The following is a 15,438-nucleotide window of genomic DNA, read 5'->3' as shown; positions in this document are numbered from 1 at the left end:
CTTATGCTGTGATGTATGAAACTCTCCCGCTACGTGCTCTACGCCGCCCTGCTGCTGCTGACCCAGTGCAGCAAATGCAAGCAAGACGACCCCACGCCCGAAGACCAACTGCCGCCGGCCACCCAGACCGGGGCCAATACGTTCGGCTGCCTCGTGAATGGGCAGCTCTATGTGCCTAGTGGAAATAACGGCACTAGCAATTATGCTGTGCTCTATGATCCTAATTTTCAAGGTGGAAGCCTACAAGTGCTGACTTACCGATATCCGAAGCAAGGTGTTCCGAAAACGCAAGAAGTCTCTTTAGGCGGAATCCAGATAAGTAGTACGGGCACTTACCAGATCGGCGTAACCCAAGTAGGGGTCTCATATATTGATGATAACAAATCAACACCCTGTAATGAATTTAGGAGCGACCGAAACAATACCTCCTCAAAAGGCAACCTCACCATCACGCGCTTAGACCTGAATGCAGGCATCATCGCGGGCACGTTCGAGTTCACGCTGGCCAAGCCCGGCTGCGACACGGTACGCGTCACGCAGGGGCGCTTCGATAAAAAGCTCTGATACCTTCTTTTTCACCTTATCCTATATTTCTCATGAAACAACTCCTGCTCTTCCTGCTGCTGCTTACTGGTGCCGGGCTGAATGCCCGGGCCCAGGCCCCCGACTCGCTACGCCAGCACCTGGACCACCTGTTTGCCCCGCTCGACAAAGCCCAGATCCCGCTGCTGCGGGCATAGCAGTATAATAATATACCGCCCGAGTTGTATTGTTCGGGGCTATGGCTATCTTGCTCCACTACTCCGCTCCGCTATCTTACTACCCCACCGCTTGCCAACTGCTCCACGTTTTCACCCCTGACCGGGCGGGCGTCGCCGTTGGCTTTTTGCTTTTCCACCCTTTATCAATGCCAGCTATGAAGTCTAAATTCTTCCTCTACGCGGCCCTGCTGCTGTTAACGCAATGCAGCAAATGCAAGCAAGACGACCCCACGCCCGAAGAGCAGCTGCCGCCGGCCACCCAGACGGGAGCTAATACCTTCGGCTGCCTCGTCAACGGGCAGGTGTATACACCTAGCGGCTATAATGGCACCAGCGACTATGCTGTGCTCTATGATCCAGCATATAATGGCGGCAGCTTGGATGTGCGCACCTATCGATATACTAAGTCGGCGGAAAGCACAAAACTGAGCATCATCATTGGCGGCGATAGTATAAACCATGTCGGAACTTATTCACTAACCGCTACTGGGTCCAGAGGAGCTTTGCTTTTTGATAGAAGTAAGCCTTCTCCATGTGACAGATTCGCAGGCGGAGTAGGAGTGTACACCAAAGGTATCCTCACCCTCACACGTCTGGACCTGAATGCGGGCATCATCTCCGGCACGTTCGAGTTCACGCTGGCCAAGCCCGGCTGCGACACGATCCGCGTCACGCAGGGGCGCTTCGACAAAAAGCTTTAAGCAGCCCATCGTCCACTTTATCACTTGTTCGTATGAAAACACTTACTCTGCTGCTGTTTACCTGGCTGGGCTTCGCGGCCTCCCTCCACGCTCAGCAAGCCCCGCCGCCCGACTCGCTGCGCCAACACCTCGATTACCTGTTTGCCCCGCTCGACAAAGCCCAGATCCCGCTGCTGCGGGCATAGCAGTATAATAATATGCCGCCCGAGTTGTATTATTCGGGGCTATGGCTATCTTGCTCCACTACTCCGCCCCGCTATTACCACACCGCTTGCCAACTGCTCCACGTTTTCACCCCTGACCGGGCGGGCGTCGCCGTTGGCTTTTTGCTTTTCCACCCTTTATCAATGCCAGCTATGAAGTCTAAATTCTTCCTCTACGCGGCTCTGCTGCTGCTGACCCAGTGCAGCAAGTGCAAGCAAGACGACCCCACGCCCGAAGAGCAACTGCCGCCCATCACGCAGACCGGGGCCAATACCTTCGGCTGCCTCGTCAACGGGCAGGTGTGGATGCCGAAAGGGAGTGATGGCACTTCTAACTTCAGTGTTTCCTATGACGCTACTTATGCACAAGGAACGCTTAGCGTTGCAACATACCGGCGATTAGGGAGTGGGCCTAATGAAGTACAAACAATAAGTATCGTCTCTGATAGTATGCGGGCTGCTGGCCGATATACTATTCGCTCAATGGGGAGACATGGGGTACAATTTACAGACCGCAGTAAAGGCTGCACTTATTACCTGCGCGACCAAATAACATACAGTCGAGGTGTGATAATCATCAAGCGCTTAGACTTACAAGCCGGCATTATATCCGGGCAGTTTGAAGTAACTCTGGCAACACCCGGCTGCGATACCATCAGGATCACGCAGGGGCGCTTCGATAAGAAACTCTAATCCTTTTCATCTACTTACCACGTCTCGTTATGCGTCTTTTTTTACGTCTGCTGTGCGTGCTGCTGCTCAGCCAGCTGCCCTCTTTCCTCCTGGCCCAGGCTCCCGATCCGCTACGCCAGCGCCTGGATGCCGTCTTCGCCCCCCTCGACAAAAGCCAGGTACCCACCGGCCGTCTGGCCGAGTACGCCACTCCATTATTGCCGCTCGACTCGTATCCGGGCACGCTGGCCGATACCAACTACACCGACATGAGTGCCTTTCGCGTCCTCTACGCCACGGTCCAGTCGGCCCGGGTATACGGGCAGGATACGCTTCCCGACCTGCTGGCCTTCAATGCCCGCCTGAAGGCCATTGGGCTGACCGCCCCCGGCACGGGGCCAATCCCCCTGGCTGTGCAGTATGTCGCTTACGCTGCCGTACGGCACGAGGCCTTTAGCCAGGACCTGCTACGTGCGCAGAATGAGCAGCTACACGACGTACCGGGTCGGACTCAAAGTCCTTATCAGCGACAGGTGCTGTTTGCGGCGGCCCCGCAATACATGTATTCGCCCACCGGCGCGGTATCGTTTGTCTTTCACCGCCGACTATACCTGGCCAGCGGTAGTGCCGCCGTACAGGCGCTGTATCTGGATTTCGACGATGGCCGGGGCTACGTGCCCGCCGCCTGGGAGCTGCCCGTAAGCACCTCTTATCCCACTGCCGGGCACAAGCACATCCGGGTAAAGGTGGTGTATAATAATTCCATGAGCCAGCCTGTGCGGACTGGCCGGATTGCCCCCCTCCCCAGCGAAATTCGGGAAAGCCATTTTGATTTTGAGGTGCTACGGACCGCACCGGCCACTCGGTACAGCTTCGACAACACCGGCGGGTTTGAGCAAAATTTCGACGAAGTTCCTTCCGTCCATTCCGGCGCGACTATATCGGTTCGCTACGGCCGGGGCAACGGCAACGAGGAGATCAGGAAGCCGCTCATTATTGTGGAGCAGTACAACATCGCCGGCACGGCTCCCAGCCTGATCAAGTGCGATAACGCGAACAATACGGTGGAAACGTTTATAAGCAAAATCGGTCCTGATTTCACTTTTCCCTTTGATTTCGATGACAAGCTTGAGCTAGCGGGCTACGACCTGATTTACATCGACTTCAAGTATAATCTGGACTACATCCAACGCAATGCGGCGGTATTTGAGGAAGTGGTCCGCTGGGTAAACGATAAGAAGCAGCAGGTAGGCAGCCCCGAGCAAAACGTGGTAATGGGCCTGAGTATGGGCGGCCTGGTAGCCCGCTATGGCTTGGCTCGCATGGAAAAAGCCCAGCCGGGCAGCTCCTAAGCCCGCTTACTGGTGCTGCACGACAGCCCCCAGCGCGGGGCGTACAATCCGCTGGGTGTGCAGGCCGTCACCCGCGCCTTGGATGGCACGAATCTGTTAGGAATTATCCGCCTCTCCCATGTAAACGATGAGGTGAAGGAAACGGTAGATGTACTGAATGCTCCCGCTACCCAGCAACTCAGTATTTTGTATGCTACCGACGGTACGGGTGGTTACACTACGAATAGCTTTCTGGAAGGAGCCGGTAGCCCATACCGCCAAATGGTAAATTATACCGCCCCTTACCAGATAGTTGCGACCAGTCAAGGTTCGCAGTGTGGCGTGGGGCAAGGCCTCGCCCCTCATACGGAACTCTCCCGCACCAACGGGCAGATATGGCTATACCCTATTGTCGGCGTCGCTGGCAAACGTCCCAATAGTATTAAGGTGGAGGCTATTTCCAACGCTCTGCCGGCTTATGGGCAATCTGGACGCATCGGCTACCTGCGTGTGTGATATGAGTACAATCTTTTTCCGTGGTGGTATCCGAACCTATTCCATATCAATGTTCCCCTGGTCACCAAAAGCTTTCCAGCCCCTCCCAATACACTGCCTTATGAGACACTGCCCGGTGGCTCCGCCAATCCGATAGAATCTGATGCCTGCGCCAACAGCAGTGGCAATCCGAATTACTTTGTGTACAAAAAAGTCTTTCGTACCAGCCTCTACAACGGTAATATTTGCTTCGTTCCTTCCTACAGTGCCTTGGACGTAGAAAGCGTGGCACCCGCTACCGCTGCTGCTGCCTATCTATTTGGTGTGCCACCCGTAGTCGGAGCCGCGCCCCGCGTGGAGCGGTACATTGCCCAAGGGGGAACGGTGAGCAGCAATGCTCCATTCAACGAGCCGCATTTGCGTTATAATGCCCGCAATAGTGAATGGATTTTCAATGAGATTCAAGGAAATCCAAGTGCTAACGCAACTGCTCAACTTAACTGCGCTACTGCCTGCAATCCGTACCCCGTCGTCACCATCAGCGGCCCGCAGATCATCTGCGCCGGCACGGAGCAAACCTTCACTGTTGCCCCGCCCTTCGGGGGCGTTACGGGCTGGACGGTGACGCCGGCCAACCTGGTGACCGTCGTCGGTGGGGGTAGCGGCTCTACTTCTATCAGCCTCGCGCCCGCTTCACCCGGCGTCACCGGCATCGTCACGCTCACGGCCCAGCTCAGCAGCGGCTGCTTCTCGGCCAGCTCCCAGCCCTTGCGCGTGGCCGTGGGCCGGGGCGAAGCCCCGCTGACGGCCGAGCAGGACCGCATTGAAATTGGCAGAGTGGCCCATATCACGGCCGTGCCGCTGGGCATAACGCTCCCCCTGACCTGGGCCGCCACGTTCTTTCCGGCAGATGAGCTTACGCCCTCCTACTCCCTGGTGGTTTCCGGTTCCGGCTCCAGCGTGCTGGTACAGGCGCCCCAGTACCCGGGCAACATCCACGTCACTGCCTCCGCTACCGACCTGTGCACCAATCTGGTGCAGGAGATGACCGATGTAGCAGTCTACGATAACACCTCCCAGGGCAACCGGGGCGTGGCGGGCGTAAGCGTATACCCCAATCCGGCCCAGGGTACCCTGCTGCTCACGCGGACTACGCCGGGTGCTACCCCCATCCGCGTGCGCCTGTTCGACGCCTACAGCCGGGAACGTAGCAGCGGCTCTTTGACGGGCGAGAGGCTGCAACTCGACACCCGGGCGCTGCCCAACGGCATCTATTTCCTCCACACCACGCAGGCGGGCAGCACGCAACGCCAACAGATTCAGGTTCTGCACTAGCAGGAAGGGTTCTACGGCGCCTATTACTGTAAGAGCGTGTTTGGGAATTGTCATGCTTGATCTGGCGTCCGCTTGTCGGATCATCTCTACCGCGCCGTTAGCGGCTTTTCGACGAAGCGGTAGAGATGCTTCGACTCCGGTGCGTCCCTGGCTTGATGCGCGACCTGCTCAGCATGACACAAATGAGTCTTTTACCAAATTCCAAACACGCTTTTAGCGGGCCTGCTCCAGGGCGTCGAGGTCGTTAGTGCCGAGCAGGGCCAGGTTGCGGGTGATTTTGGCCGCGTCCCAGTACCACCAGGCCAGGCGGTTGAGGCGGGCAATGGTGGCCTCGTCGAAGCGGAAGCGCAGAACCCGGGCCGGGTTGCCACCCACCACGGCGTAGTCGGGCACGTCGGCCGTGACCAGGGCCTGGGTGGCAATGATGGCCCCGTTGCCGATGCGCACGCCGGGCATGAGGGTGGCCGCGTGCCCGATCCAGACGTCGTGGCCCACGCGGGTGTCGCCCCTGGACGGGTACTTTTCGGCGGGGGGCCGGCCGCCGGCCGCCGCTTCCCAGCCCTGGCCGAAGATGGCAAAGGGGAAGGTGGTGACGGGCCCGGTTTCGTGGTTGCCGCCGTTCATGATAAACTTCACCCCGGAGGCAATAGCGCAGAAGTTGCCGATGATGAGCCGGTCGCCGATGAAGTCGAAGTGGTAGAGTACGTTGCGCTCGAAGCTGGCGGGGTCGTCGAGGTCGTCGTAATAGGTATAGTCGCCCACGAGGATGCCGGGGCGGGTAACGAGGTTTTTGAGAAAGACCAGCTTACGGCGGTGGGGGAGCGGGTGCAGGGTGGTGGGAGCAGGGCCGGTCATGGGGAAGCAGCAGTGGAAAGCTCCAAAGTACGGCTTCGGCCGGGAACCCGCCGCGCGGGCGGCGCCGGCAACCCGGCCCCCGAAAAATCAGTACCCCACAACTTCACCCGCCCGGCCGCGGCCAGGCCGCCGCGCTGCCGGGGCCGCGCCTCCCCCCGCCGCCCCCCCCCCCTTATATCAGGATACCCGTATATTGAGGGTATCCGGAGCCCCACCCCTATGACGCAGGAACAACTACGCTTGCTGGATGCCAACGCCCAGAAAACCGCTTGGAAAAAGTTTGGCCCCTACCTCACCGAGCGGCAGTGGGGCACCGTGCGCGAAGACTACAGCGCCGACGGCAACGCCTGGGACTACATCACCCACGACATGGCCCGCAGCAAGGCCTACCGCTGGGGCGAGGAAGGCATCGGCGGCATCTCCGACGACCAGCAGCGGCTGTGCTTCGCCGTGGCGCTCTGGAACGGGCAGGACGAGATACTGAAGGAGCGGCTGTTTGGCCTCACCAACGGGCAGGGCAACCACGGCGAGGACGTGAAGGAGCTCTACTACTACCTCGACAGCACGCCTACCCACTCTTACATGCGGATGCTCTACAAGTATCCGCAGCGGGCGTTTCCCTACGAGGCGCTGCGGGCCGAAAACGCCGCCCGCACCCGTGAGGAGCCCGAATACGAGCTGCTCGACACCGGCATCTTCGACGGGGGCCGCTACTTCGACGTGGAGGTAGAGTACGCCAAAGCCGGCCCCGACGACGTGCTGGTGCAGCTGACGGTGCACAACCGCGGGCCCAGGGCCGCCCGCCTGCAGCTGCTGCCCCAGCTCTGGTTTCGGAATACCTGGAGCTGGGACCCGAAGGAGGCGCGGCCCACGCTGCGCGAAGTGCACCCCGGCACCGTGCACGCCGACCACGCCGCGCTGGGCCGCTACCACCTCTACTGCGAGGGGGCGCCCCGGCTGCTGTTCTGCGAAAACGACACCAACGGGGCCAAGCTCTACGACCTGCCGGCCCAGGGCATGCACTTCAAGGACGGCATCAACGACTACGTGGTAGACGGCGTGCGCAGCGCCATCAGCGCCGCGCAGCAGGGCACCAAGGTGGCCGCCCAGTACAAGCTGCGGCTGGGCCCCGGCGAGAGTAAGACCGTGCGGCTGCGGCTGAGCCAGATGGAGTTCGACGAGCCCTTCGCCACCTTCGGCCAGATTTTTACCACCCGCCGGCAGGAAGCCGACGAGTTCTACGACTGCCTGCAGGTAGCCGTGACGGACCCCGACGCGCGCAACGTGCAGCGGCAGGCCTTTGCGGGCATGCTGTGGAGCAAGCAGTTCTACTACTACGACGTGACGCAGTGGCTCGACGGCGACCCGGGCGTGCAGCAGGCGCCGCCCGCGCGCCGCACCGGCCGCAACAGCAGCTGGCGCCACCTGCACAACGCCGACATCATCTCGATGCCCGACAAGTGGGAGTATCCGTGGTATGCGGCCTGGGACCTGGCTTTCCACTGCATTCCGCTGGCCATGCTCGACGCCGAGTTTGCCAAGCAGCAGCTGCGGCTGCTCACCAAGGACTGGTACATGCACCCCAGCGGGCAGCTGCCGGCCTACGAGTGGAACCTGAACGACGTGAACCCGCCGGTGCACGCCTGGGCTACCTGGCGGGTGTACCAGATGGACAAGAAGCTCAACGCCGGCTGCGGCGACACGAACTTCCTGGAAGCCGTGTTCCACAAGCTGGCCCTGAACTTTACCTGGTGGGTGAACCGCAAGGACAAAAGTGAGCGGAACATCTTCGAGGGCGGCTTCCTGGGGCTGGACAACATCGGCGTGTTTGACCGCAGCTCCCCGCTGCCCACGGGAGGATTCATCGAGCAGAGCGACGGCACGAGCTGGATGGCCATGTTTGCCCTGAACATGATGCGCATGGCCCTGGAGCTGGCCAAAACCAACCCCGTGTACCAGGAAATGGCGGGCAAGTTCTTCGAGCACTTCCTCTACATTGCCGAGGCCATGACCCACGGCGGCGACGGTGAATTCAACCTCTGGGATGCCGAGGACAAGTTCTACTACGACGTGCTGCACACCCCCGACGGCGAGCGGACCAAGCTCAAGGTGCGCTCCATCGTGGGGCTGATTCCGCTGTTTGCCGTCGAGGTCATTGAGCAGGAGCTGCTGGACGCGCTGCCCGAATTCACGGCCCGGGCGCGGTGGCTGCTCGAAAACCGGCCCCACCTGGCCCGGCTGGTGAGCCGCTGGGAGGAGCCCGGCAAGGGTGCCCGCCACAAGCTGTCATTGATGCGCCAGGACCGGCTCCGCAGCCTGCTCCGCCGCATGCTCGACGAGCAGGAGTTTCTGTCCGAATTCGGCATCCGGGCCATGTCGCGCTACCACCTCGACGCGCCTTACGTGTACAGCACCGAAGACACCGACTTCACGGTGCAGTACGTGCCGGGCGAGGCCGAGTCGAGCATGTTCGGGGGCAACTCCAACTGGCGGGGGCCGATCTGGTTTCCTATCAACTACCTCATCATCGAGTCGCTGCAGCGGTTTTACTTCTACTACGGCGACAAGTTTACGGTGGAGTACCCCACCGGCTCGGGCCGGCAGCTCAACCTGCAGGAAGTAGCCCACGCCCTGGCCGGCCGCCTGACCAGGCTCATTCTGAAGGACGAAGCCGGCCGCCGCCCCGCCTTCGGCGACTCGGAGCTGCTGCAGACCGACCCGCACTTCAAGGACAACCTGCTGTTTCACGAGTACTTCCACGGCGACAACGGCCGCGGCATGGGCGCCAGCCACCAGACCGGCTGGACCGGGCTGCTGGTGCGGCTGCTGCAGATGTAGGCGGGTGAGGCCAAACAAAACCCCCAACCGTGGGCTTAAGCAAGCTCATTCTCCCCAACCCAACCACCATCATGAGCTACCCCAGCGCCGTGCAGCTGCAGGCTGCCGACCACACCGAGCTGCAGGCCTACACCGCTTTTCCCGCCACTGCCGGCCCGCACCCGGGCATTATTCTGCTCCAGGAAGCCTTTGGCGTCAACCACCACATCCGCAGCGTGGCCGACCGGCTGGCCGCGGCGGGCTTCGTGGTAATTGCGCCCGAGCTGTTTCACCGCAGTGCCGCGCCGGGACTGGAAATTGCCTACCACGACTTTCCCAGCGCCATGCCTCACTTCGCCGCCATCACCCCCGAGGGGCTGACGGCCGACGTGCAGGCCGCCCACGCCTGGCTGCAGGCCCGGGAGGAAGTGGTGGCCGATAAAATCGGCAGCATCGGCTTCTGCCTGGGCGGGCGGGTGTCGTTTCTGGCCAACGCCGTGCTGCCGCTGGCGGCGGCCGTGTCGTACTACGGCGGGGGCACTCACCTGCTGAAATACCGGGCCCCGGATCTGCACGCCCCGCACCTGTTCTTCTGGGGCGGGCTGGATGCGCACATCAGCAAAGAGCAGATTGCCGAGGTAACCGAAGCCGTGGACGCGGCCGGCAAGCCCTACATCAACACCGTCATTTCCTACGCCGACCACGGCTTCCACTGCGACGAGCGGCCCAGCTACAACGCCGCCGCCGCCAAGGAAGCCTGGGCCCTGACGCTGGCCTTCTTCCACGAGAAGCTCCGCTAGCGCCGCGCCGCCCGTACTGCTGACTTGCTCCAACGAAAAAGCGTCCGACATGGCTGTCGGACGCTTTTTTGTTATGATGAGCAGTGGCGGCGGGTGACGCGGCTTCTGCCGGGAAGAGCAAGGAGGGGAAGTCAATAAGGGGCGGGCTAGTTGCTGCGGTCGGCGAGCAGGGTGAGCTGGGCGGCCATTTCGGCGGGGCCCTGGTACACCAGGCGGCCGTTTTTCACGGAGCCGGCGTACACCTCGACTTCCGGGGAGTTGTGGGGCAGGAACACCCGCACGGATTCGCGCTGGCCGGGCCGGATAAGGGTAACGCCGGCAACCGAGGTAGCGGGACTGGCAATTTCGTAGAAGCCGGCGCTGGCCAGCTGTTGGTCAAGCATGTGGGTGGGGTTGGGTTTCACCGGCCAAATGCAATTCAGAATTAGATAGTTCATCTTGAGTACCTGAATTTTTCAATACTTCACCTCACCCTCCGCAGGCGGGGGCGCCGCAGTAGAAAAATGACCCGCGAAACCCGCGGGGGCAGGGTACAAAAAAGCGGCCGGACCACTGGCCCGGCCGCTCATAAAAGCGCGAAAATCCGCCGGGCTTACTTCAGCCGGGCTTCGATAAGCTTTACCACTTCGGCGTTGCCACTTTCGCGGGCGGCGGCCAGGGCATCTTTGCCGTCGTCGTCCTTGGCTTTGGCATCGGCCCCGCTGGCCAGCAGCAACTCGACCACGGCTTTGTGCCCTTTGCCGGCCGCCGCCATCAGGGCAGTAGCTTTGAACGCGTCGGCCTGGTTGACCTGGGCTTTGTGCTTGAGCAGGATTTTGACTACGTCGAGGCTGCCGTTGTTGGCGGCCGTGATGAGGTAAGTAGTGGGAAAGCCGGGTACCACTTCGATGGCGGAGTTGGGGTCGGCGCCGGCGGCCAGCAGGGTTTCCACCTGGGGCGCGTTGTTTTTCATGACGGCGGTAAACAGCTCCTTGCTGGGCGGCGTGGCCAGGGCGGCCCCGGCGAGAGTCAGCAGGAGGGACAGGAAGAGAAAACGCTTTTTCATGACGTAAACCGGGGGGAGAATAAAACGAACAGAACGCAAAAGTACAAAAGGCCGGGGCTTCTGCCAACCGGCCGCCGAAATAGCTTATTGTGGGACTCGTTAGCCCCGCTGGCTAATCGGAGTAGGCCGGAAGGCCAGTATTTGGTTAGATTTATATTGAAATTATGCAAGAGTAGCGGAGCGGCTTCAGTCCGTCACCCGCCGGCCCATGCGCTGGGCCATCACGCTGGCCATGATAATCTGCAGGGCGTGGTAGAGCATCAGCGGCAGCAGCAGGGCCCCCAGGGCGGCACCCGGAAACAGCAGGCTGGCCAGCACGCTGCCGTGGACCAACGACTTCTTGGAGCCGCAGAAAAGGGCCACAATCCGGTCTTCGCGCGAGAAGTGCAGCAGCCGGCTCAAGCCCCCGATCAGGCCGAAGATCAGCAGGTACAGTGCCACCATGCCCGCCCCCAGCGCCAGAATGTCGGTCAGGACGTAGCTGCGGAACACGCCCTCGGCAAACGACTCGCAGAAGGAGGTGAAGACGATAACCAGAATCGTGAGTTGGTCGAAGACGCGCAGGCCCTGCCGGTGCCGCTCGGCCACATGGCCGAAGCGGCGGTTGAGCAGCACGCCCGCCACCACGGGCAGCACCACCTGCCACACCAGGCTCAGCGCCAGGCTCCAGAGGCGGCCGTCGCCGGTGCCGGTGTGCAGGATAAAGCTGCACCAGAGCGGGGTGAGCACGATGCCGATCAGGCTGGAGATGCTGGCGTTGAAGATGGCCGCCGGCAGGTTGCCGCCGGCAATGCCTACCATCACCACCGAGGTAGAAACCGTGCTGGGCAGGGTGCAGAGAAAGAAAAGGCTCTGCCACAGCAGCTCACCCTTCTCCGATGTCATAAAGGGGCGGGCCGCCAGGGCCAGCAGCGGAAACAGTACGAAGGTAGTCAGCTGCACCACCGTGTGCAGGCGCCAGTTGCGCAGGCCGGCCGTCAGCTTTTCGGCGCTCAGGCGCAGGCCGTAGAAAAAGAAGATCAGGGCCACGCCGCCGCTCGTCACCACTTTCCACGGCACCGGGCTGGCCCGGCTACCAACGCCGGGAAAAAAGTAAGCCAGGGCCACCACGCCCAGCAGCCCGAGCAGAAACCAGTCGAGGCCGGCGCGGCTGAGCAGGGCCACGAGCGGGTGGGCAGGCTTTTCGGGGGCTGGGTGGGTTGGGTTCGTCATAAGCGGCTGTATACGGGCAAAGATGCAGTGGGCGGCCCGAAAATCCCCTGGTCATCCTGAGTATACCTCGCTTAAAGCGGTGACGAAGCATTTTCCTCGAACAACCCACCAACTCCTGTCAGATGCGCAAAGCCCGCCACCGGGGCGCGGCAGAGGGCTTTGGGCGTTGAAGAAGGATGGGCAGGGGCGAAGAGGAAGGTCCTTCCCTCCGCTGCGCTTCATTCAGGATGACAAACGATTTTGCCCGGTACGGCCGCCGGAGTTTCAGGGCTTACCGCACCTCAGCCAGCTGCGCCTGCCCGGCCGCGGCCGGCAGCTCAAATGCCTCGGCCAGCAGCTCGTAGGAGCGGAGCCGGTCCTGAAAGTCGTAGCAGATCGTGACGGCCACCACTTCGTCGACGTCGTAGGCGGCGGCCAGGCGCCCAAACTGCGCTTTCACCTGCCCGGGCGTGCCGCTGATGATGCGCTGGTGGTGGTAGGCCAGGCGGGCACGCTGCTCGGGGGCCAGCGGAAAGTCGCGCACCGCGGCGGGCGGACCGATGGGCGTCCGGTCCCCGATTTCGAGCTTGAGCATCTGCAGGGCCAGCGCGTCGGCCAGCTCCCGGGCTTTGGCTTCGGTGTCGGCGCAGAAGGTGAAGATGGCCACGTTGGCCCGGGGCGCGGCCAGCTCGGCCGAAGGCCGGAACCGCTCTTTGTAGAGCCGAACCATGTCGGGGCCGCCCACGGGGTTGATGAAGTGGGCGAAGGAAAACGCCGCCCCGATTTCGGCCGCAAACAGTCCGCTCTGCCCACTGGAGCTGAGCAGCCACACTTCCGGCGCCGTATCGATAAAGGGCGCGGCCTTCACCCGGGCGTGGATGGTGTCGGGCACTACCTCGTCGTGGAGGTAGGCGCGCAGGTCCATGAGCTGCGCGGCAAATTCGTCGTCGCGGAACTGGTTGTGGGGGTTCAGGGCGTGGGCCGTAATCCGGTCGGTGCCCGGGGCGCGGCCGATGCCCAGGTCGATGCGGCCGGGGTAGAGGGCTTCGAGCAGGCGGAAGGTTTCGGCTACTTTCAGGGCCGAGTAGTGGGGCAGCATCACCCCGCCCGAGCCCAGGCGGATGCGGCGGGTTTCGGCCCCGAGGCGGCCCAGCAGCACTTCCGGGGCCGAGCCCGCCAGGGAGCGGGCGTTGTGGTGCTCCGAAACCCAGAAGCGGGTGAAGCCCAGCCGGTCGGTGAGGCGGGCCAGCTCGATGGTTTCGAGCAGCGCCTGCCGGGCCGTGCCGCCCTGCCGCACCGGCGACTGGTCGAGGACGCTGAGTTGAAGTTTATGGTCGGACATAGGGAAAAGCAGTGGGAAAGATGGCGGGCGGCTTCAGCCGCCGCGTTCCAGGCACAACACCCCAGGCCCCCGTTTGCTTCCATCCGGCCCAGATAAACTGTGGCCCGGCGGCAGGGGGCCCGGCTTTACTCGGCCGGGGGCATTCCGGCATTTGAGTGGCGCAGCGGCAGCTCCGGCACAAACAGCGACGCCACCCAGCCCGCCGCTACCAGCAGCATGGTGCACAGGTAGATGCGGGAAATGGCGTGGGCAAAGGCCGCCCGCAGGGCCGGGGTGGTGGCGACCCGGGCGCCGGCCGGCAGCACCGGGCCTTCCGTAGGCGTGGCCGGCCGGGTCAGCGCCGCCGTGGGCCGGGGCGGGGCGGGCAGGGCGCTGGCCAGGCTCAGGGTGAGCACCGTGCCGAGCAGGGCCGCGGCAATGGCCCCGCCAATCTGCCGGAAAAACTGGCTGGCGGCGGTAGCCTGCCCCAGCAGGCGCGGCTCAATGGCATTCTGGATGGCCAGCGTGTACAGCGGCATGGTAGGGCCCAGGCCCAGCCCGCAGAGCAGCACGTAGCCCAGTACCTGGCCGTAGGAAACCGACAGGGGCATGGTCGCCAGCAGCAGCAGGCCGCCGAGCAGCAGCAGGCCGCCGCCCAGCATCCAGCGCTTGTAGTGCCCGAAGCGGGCCACCATCCGCCCCGCCAGCATCGAGCCCGCCACCACGCCCATCGACAGCGGAATCAGGCTCACGCCGGCCTTAGTGGCCGTCACGCCCACCACGTTGATCATGAACAGGGGCTCGAAAATAACGATGCTCAGAAACGCGCCGCCCAGCAGAAACACGGCCACGATGGCCGGCCGGAATACGTGGTTGCGAAACAGGCTCAGGTCCAGGATGGGGTTGGCCGAACGCAGGGAGCGGACTACGAACAGCGTGAGCGAGGCCGCGGCCAGGGCCAGCGCCCCCAGCGTGGTGGGCGAAGTCCAGGGGTACTGGGCTTTGTTGAGCTGCAGGGCCACCACCAGCGGCACCAGCCCGGTCATCAGCAGCAGGGCGGCGAAGTAGTCGAGGGGCAGCTTTTCGCCGCGGGGCTTGAGCCTGGGCATCTTGGTCAGGATAAACCATAGCGCCAGCAGCCCCAGCGGCAGGTTCACGTAGAACACCAGCCGCCAGCCCGCAATACCCGGAATCAGGCCCGTGCCGTGGTCGGTGAGCAGGCCGCCCAGAAACGGCCCCAGCACCGACGACATACCGAACGTGGCCCCGACGAAACCCTGGTAGCGGCTGCGCTCGGCGGGGGCAAACAGGTCGGCAATGATGATGAAGGCCATGGCAAACAGCCCCGCGCCGCCCAGCCCTTGCACTGCCCGGAAGATGATGAGCTGGCTCATGCCGTCGCCGAGCAGGGGCAGGGGCCCAAACTCCCCGGCCAGCCCGCACAGCATCGAGCCGCCGAGAAACACCAGGATGGCCGTGACTTCGATGGCCCGGCGCGAGTACATGTCGGCCAGCTTGCCGTACACCGGCACCAGGGCCGTGCTGGCCACCAGGTAAGCCGTGGCCACCCAGGTAAACCGGTCGAAGCCGTGCAGGTCGGCCACGATGCGGGGCATGGCCGCAGAAACGATGGTCTGATCCAGGGAGCCCAGAAACAGGGCCAGCAGCACTCCGGCCAGGGTGAGCAGCTTGGTGCGCTGGGTCAGGTCGGGGGCGGGCGCGGTGAGGGTGGGGGCAGCGGTCATGCGAACGGCAGGCGTAGCGGTGGAAAGGCGGCGGCGAAGGTACGCGCCTTTGGCGCCAGGTTATGGTTCAGCTGTGCCTTTTTACCGCGGGGGCGCGCCCCGGCCCGGTCGGTGGGGACCGACAGATCCGGCGGTCCGGGCCGGGCTTTTGGCCGGGTCCCCGCTA

General features: G+C 62.7%; 16 protein-coding genes. 10 read left to right on the top strand and 6 right to left on the bottom strand.

Annotated features, from left to right (window positions below):
- The first annotated feature begins 15 nt into the window (after positions 1–15).
- The 8 genes from ABD842_RS07495 (at position 16) to ABD842_RS07460 (ending at position 5,498) form a co-directional block, all read left to right on the top strand.
- Positions 16–564 (top strand): Riean_0653 family protein, encoded by a 549-nt coding sequence (locus ABD842_RS07495; RefSeq protein WP_345112218.1) that lies wholly within the window; start codon positions 16–18, stop codon positions 562–564.
- Between the two features lie 32 nt (positions 565–596).
- On the top strand, positions 597–740 hold the full coding sequence (locus ABD842_RS07490; protein ID WP_345112215.1) for a hypothetical protein: 144 nt from the start codon (positions 597–599) through the stop codon (positions 738–740).
- Positions 741–781: 41 nt separating this feature from the next.
- Positions 782–1,462 carry a Riean_0653 family protein gene (locus ABD842_RS07485; protein ID WP_345112213.1) on the top strand — a complete coding sequence of 227 codons (681 nt, stop codon included), beginning with the start codon at positions 782–784 and terminating at the stop codon, positions 1,460–1,462.
- 32 nt (positions 1,463–1,494) lie between these two features.
- Positions 1,495–1,647 carry a hypothetical protein gene (locus ABD842_RS07480; RefSeq protein ID WP_345112210.1) on the top strand — a complete coding sequence of 51 codons (153 nt, stop codon included), beginning with the start codon at positions 1,495–1,497 and terminating at the stop codon, positions 1,645–1,647.
- A gap of 171 nt (positions 1,648–1,818) precedes the next feature.
- Positions 1,819–2,358 (top strand): Riean_0653 family protein, encoded by a 540-nt coding sequence (locus ABD842_RS07475; protein WP_345112208.1) that lies wholly within the window; start codon positions 1,819–1,821, stop codon positions 2,356–2,358.
- Between the two features lie 29 nt (positions 2,359–2,387).
- The gene (locus tag ABD842_RS07470) at positions 2,388–3,689 is read left to right on the top strand and encodes a lipase family protein (RefSeq protein ID WP_345112205.1); all 1,302 of its coding nucleotides are present in this window, start codon (positions 2,388–2,390) and stop codon (positions 3,687–3,689) included.
- 12 nt (positions 3,690–3,701) lie between these two features.
- Positions 3,702–4,184, top strand: coding sequence for a hypothetical protein (locus ABD842_RS07465; protein WP_345112203.1), 483 nt, complete (start codon positions 3,702–3,704; stop codon positions 4,182–4,184).
- Between the two features lie 303 nt (positions 4,185–4,487).
- Positions 4,488–5,498, top strand: a complete 1,011-nt coding sequence (locus tag ABD842_RS07460) for a T9SS type A sorting domain-containing protein (protein WP_345112201.1) — start codon at positions 4,488–4,490, stop codon at positions 5,496–5,498.
- A 213-nt stretch (positions 5,499–5,711) separates the two neighbouring features.
- Here the strand turns inward: ABD842_RS07460 and ABD842_RS07455 are convergent, their stop codons facing one another.
- Complete coding sequence (locus ABD842_RS07455; RefSeq protein WP_345112198.1) at positions 5,712–6,353, bottom strand: CatB-related O-acetyltransferase; 642 nt, start codon at positions 6,351–6,353, stop codon at positions 5,712–5,714.
- A gap of 219 nt (positions 6,354–6,572) precedes the next feature.
- On the opposite strand from ABD842_RS07455, the gene ABD842_RS07450 reads away from it, so the two are divergent.
- Together ABD842_RS07450 and ABD842_RS07445 are read left to right on the top strand one after the other, a co-directional pair.
- A complete protein-coding gene (locus ABD842_RS07450) occupies positions 6,573–9,191 on the top strand; it encodes an MGH1-like glycoside hydrolase domain-containing protein (RefSeq protein WP_345112195.1) in 2,619 nt (872 codons plus the stop codon).
- A 29-nt stretch (positions 9,192–9,220) separates the two neighbouring features.
- Positions 9,221–9,970 (top strand): dienelactone hydrolase family protein, encoded by a 750-nt coding sequence (locus ABD842_RS07445; protein WP_345112192.1) that lies wholly within the window; start codon positions 9,221–9,223, stop codon positions 9,968–9,970.
- 146 nt (positions 9,971–10,116) lie between these two features.
- Here the strand turns inward: ABD842_RS07445 and ABD842_RS07440 are convergent, their stop codons facing one another.
- The 5 genes from ABD842_RS07440 to ABD842_RS07420 all read right to left on the bottom strand — a co-directional run bounded on the left by ABD842_RS07440 (position 10,117) and on the right by ABD842_RS07420 (position 15,272).
- Positions 10,117–10,353, bottom strand: coding sequence for a hypothetical protein (locus tag ABD842_RS07440; RefSeq protein ID WP_345112189.1), 237 nt, complete (start codon positions 10,351–10,353; stop codon positions 10,117–10,119).
- A 209-nt stretch (positions 10,354–10,562) separates the two neighbouring features.
- Positions 10,563–11,015 (bottom strand): ankyrin repeat domain-containing protein, encoded by a 453-nt coding sequence (locus ABD842_RS07435; protein ID WP_345112187.1) that lies wholly within the window; start codon positions 11,013–11,015, stop codon positions 10,563–10,565.
- A gap of 186 nt (positions 11,016–11,201) precedes the next feature.
- Complete coding sequence (locus ABD842_RS07430; protein ID WP_345112184.1) at positions 11,202–12,227, bottom strand: bile acid:sodium symporter family protein; 1,026 nt, start codon at positions 12,225–12,227, stop codon at positions 11,202–11,204.
- 271 nt (positions 12,228–12,498) lie between these two features.
- Entirely contained in the window at positions 12,499–13,548 is a 1,050-nt protein-coding gene (locus ABD842_RS07425) for an LLM class flavin-dependent oxidoreductase (protein WP_345112181.1), read from the bottom strand.
- A 125-nt stretch (positions 13,549–13,673) separates the two neighbouring features.
- Positions 13,674–15,272, bottom strand: coding sequence for an MDR family MFS transporter (locus ABD842_RS07420; protein WP_345112178.1), 1,599 nt, complete (start codon positions 15,270–15,272; stop codon positions 13,674–13,676).
- Between the last annotated feature and the right edge of the window lie 166 nt (positions 15,273–15,438).

The sequence above is a fragment of the Hymenobacter algoricola genome (assembly GCF_039539525.1).
Classification (GTDB): Bacteria; Bacteroidota; Bacteroidia; order Cytophagales; family Hymenobacteraceae; genus Hymenobacter; species Hymenobacter algoricola.
Note: the sequence above shows the minus strand (reverse complement) of the source record. Positions and strands in the feature narration are given on the sequence as shown.

Excerpts from the sequence above, each read along its gene's own strand:
- ABD842_RS07495 (WP_345112218.1), top strand. The coding sequence starts at position 16 with ATGAAACTCTCCCGCTACGTGCTCTACGCCGCCCTGCTGCTGCTGACC.
- ABD842_RS07490 (WP_345112215.1), top strand. The coding sequence starts at position 597 with ATGAAACAACTCCTGCTCTTCCTGCTGCTGCTTACTGGTGCCGGGCTG.
- ABD842_RS07485 (WP_345112213.1), top strand. The coding sequence starts at position 782 with ATGGCTATCTTGCTCCACTACTCCGCTCCGCTATCTTACTACCCCACC.
- ABD842_RS07480 (WP_345112210.1), top strand. The coding sequence starts at position 1,495 with ATGAAAACACTTACTCTGCTGCTGTTTACCTGGCTGGGCTTCGCGGCC.
- ABD842_RS07475 (WP_345112208.1), top strand. The coding sequence starts at position 1,819 with ATGAAGTCTAAATTCTTCCTCTACGCGGCTCTGCTGCTGCTGACCCAG.
- ABD842_RS07470 (WP_345112205.1), top strand. The coding sequence starts at position 2,388 with ATGCGTCTTTTTTTACGTCTGCTGTGCGTGCTGCTGCTCAGCCAGCTG.
- ABD842_RS07455 (WP_345112198.1), bottom strand. The coding sequence starts at position 6,353 with ATGACCGGCCCTGCTCCCACCACCCTGCACCCGCTCCCCCACCGCCGT.
- ABD842_RS07450 (WP_345112195.1), top strand. The coding sequence starts at position 6,573 with ATGACGCAGGAACAACTACGCTTGCTGGATGCCAACGCCCAGAAAACC.
- ABD842_RS07440 (WP_345112189.1), bottom strand. The coding sequence starts at position 10,353 with ATGCTTGACCAACAGCTGGCCAGCGCCGGCTTCTACGAAATTGCCAGT.
- ABD842_RS07435 (WP_345112187.1), bottom strand. The coding sequence starts at position 11,015 with ATGAAAAAGCGTTTTCTCTTCCTGTCCCTCCTGCTGACTCTCGCCGGG.
- ABD842_RS07430 (WP_345112184.1), bottom strand. The coding sequence starts at position 12,227 with ATGACGAACCCAACCCACCCAGCCCCCGAAAAGCCTGCCCACCCGCTC.
- ABD842_RS07425 (WP_345112181.1), bottom strand. The coding sequence starts at position 13,548 with ATGTCCGACCATAAACTTCAACTCAGCGTCCTCGACCAGTCGCCGGTG.
- ABD842_RS07420 (WP_345112178.1), bottom strand. The coding sequence starts at position 15,272 with ATGACCGCTGCCCCCACCCTCACCGCGCCCGCCCCCGACCTGACCCAG.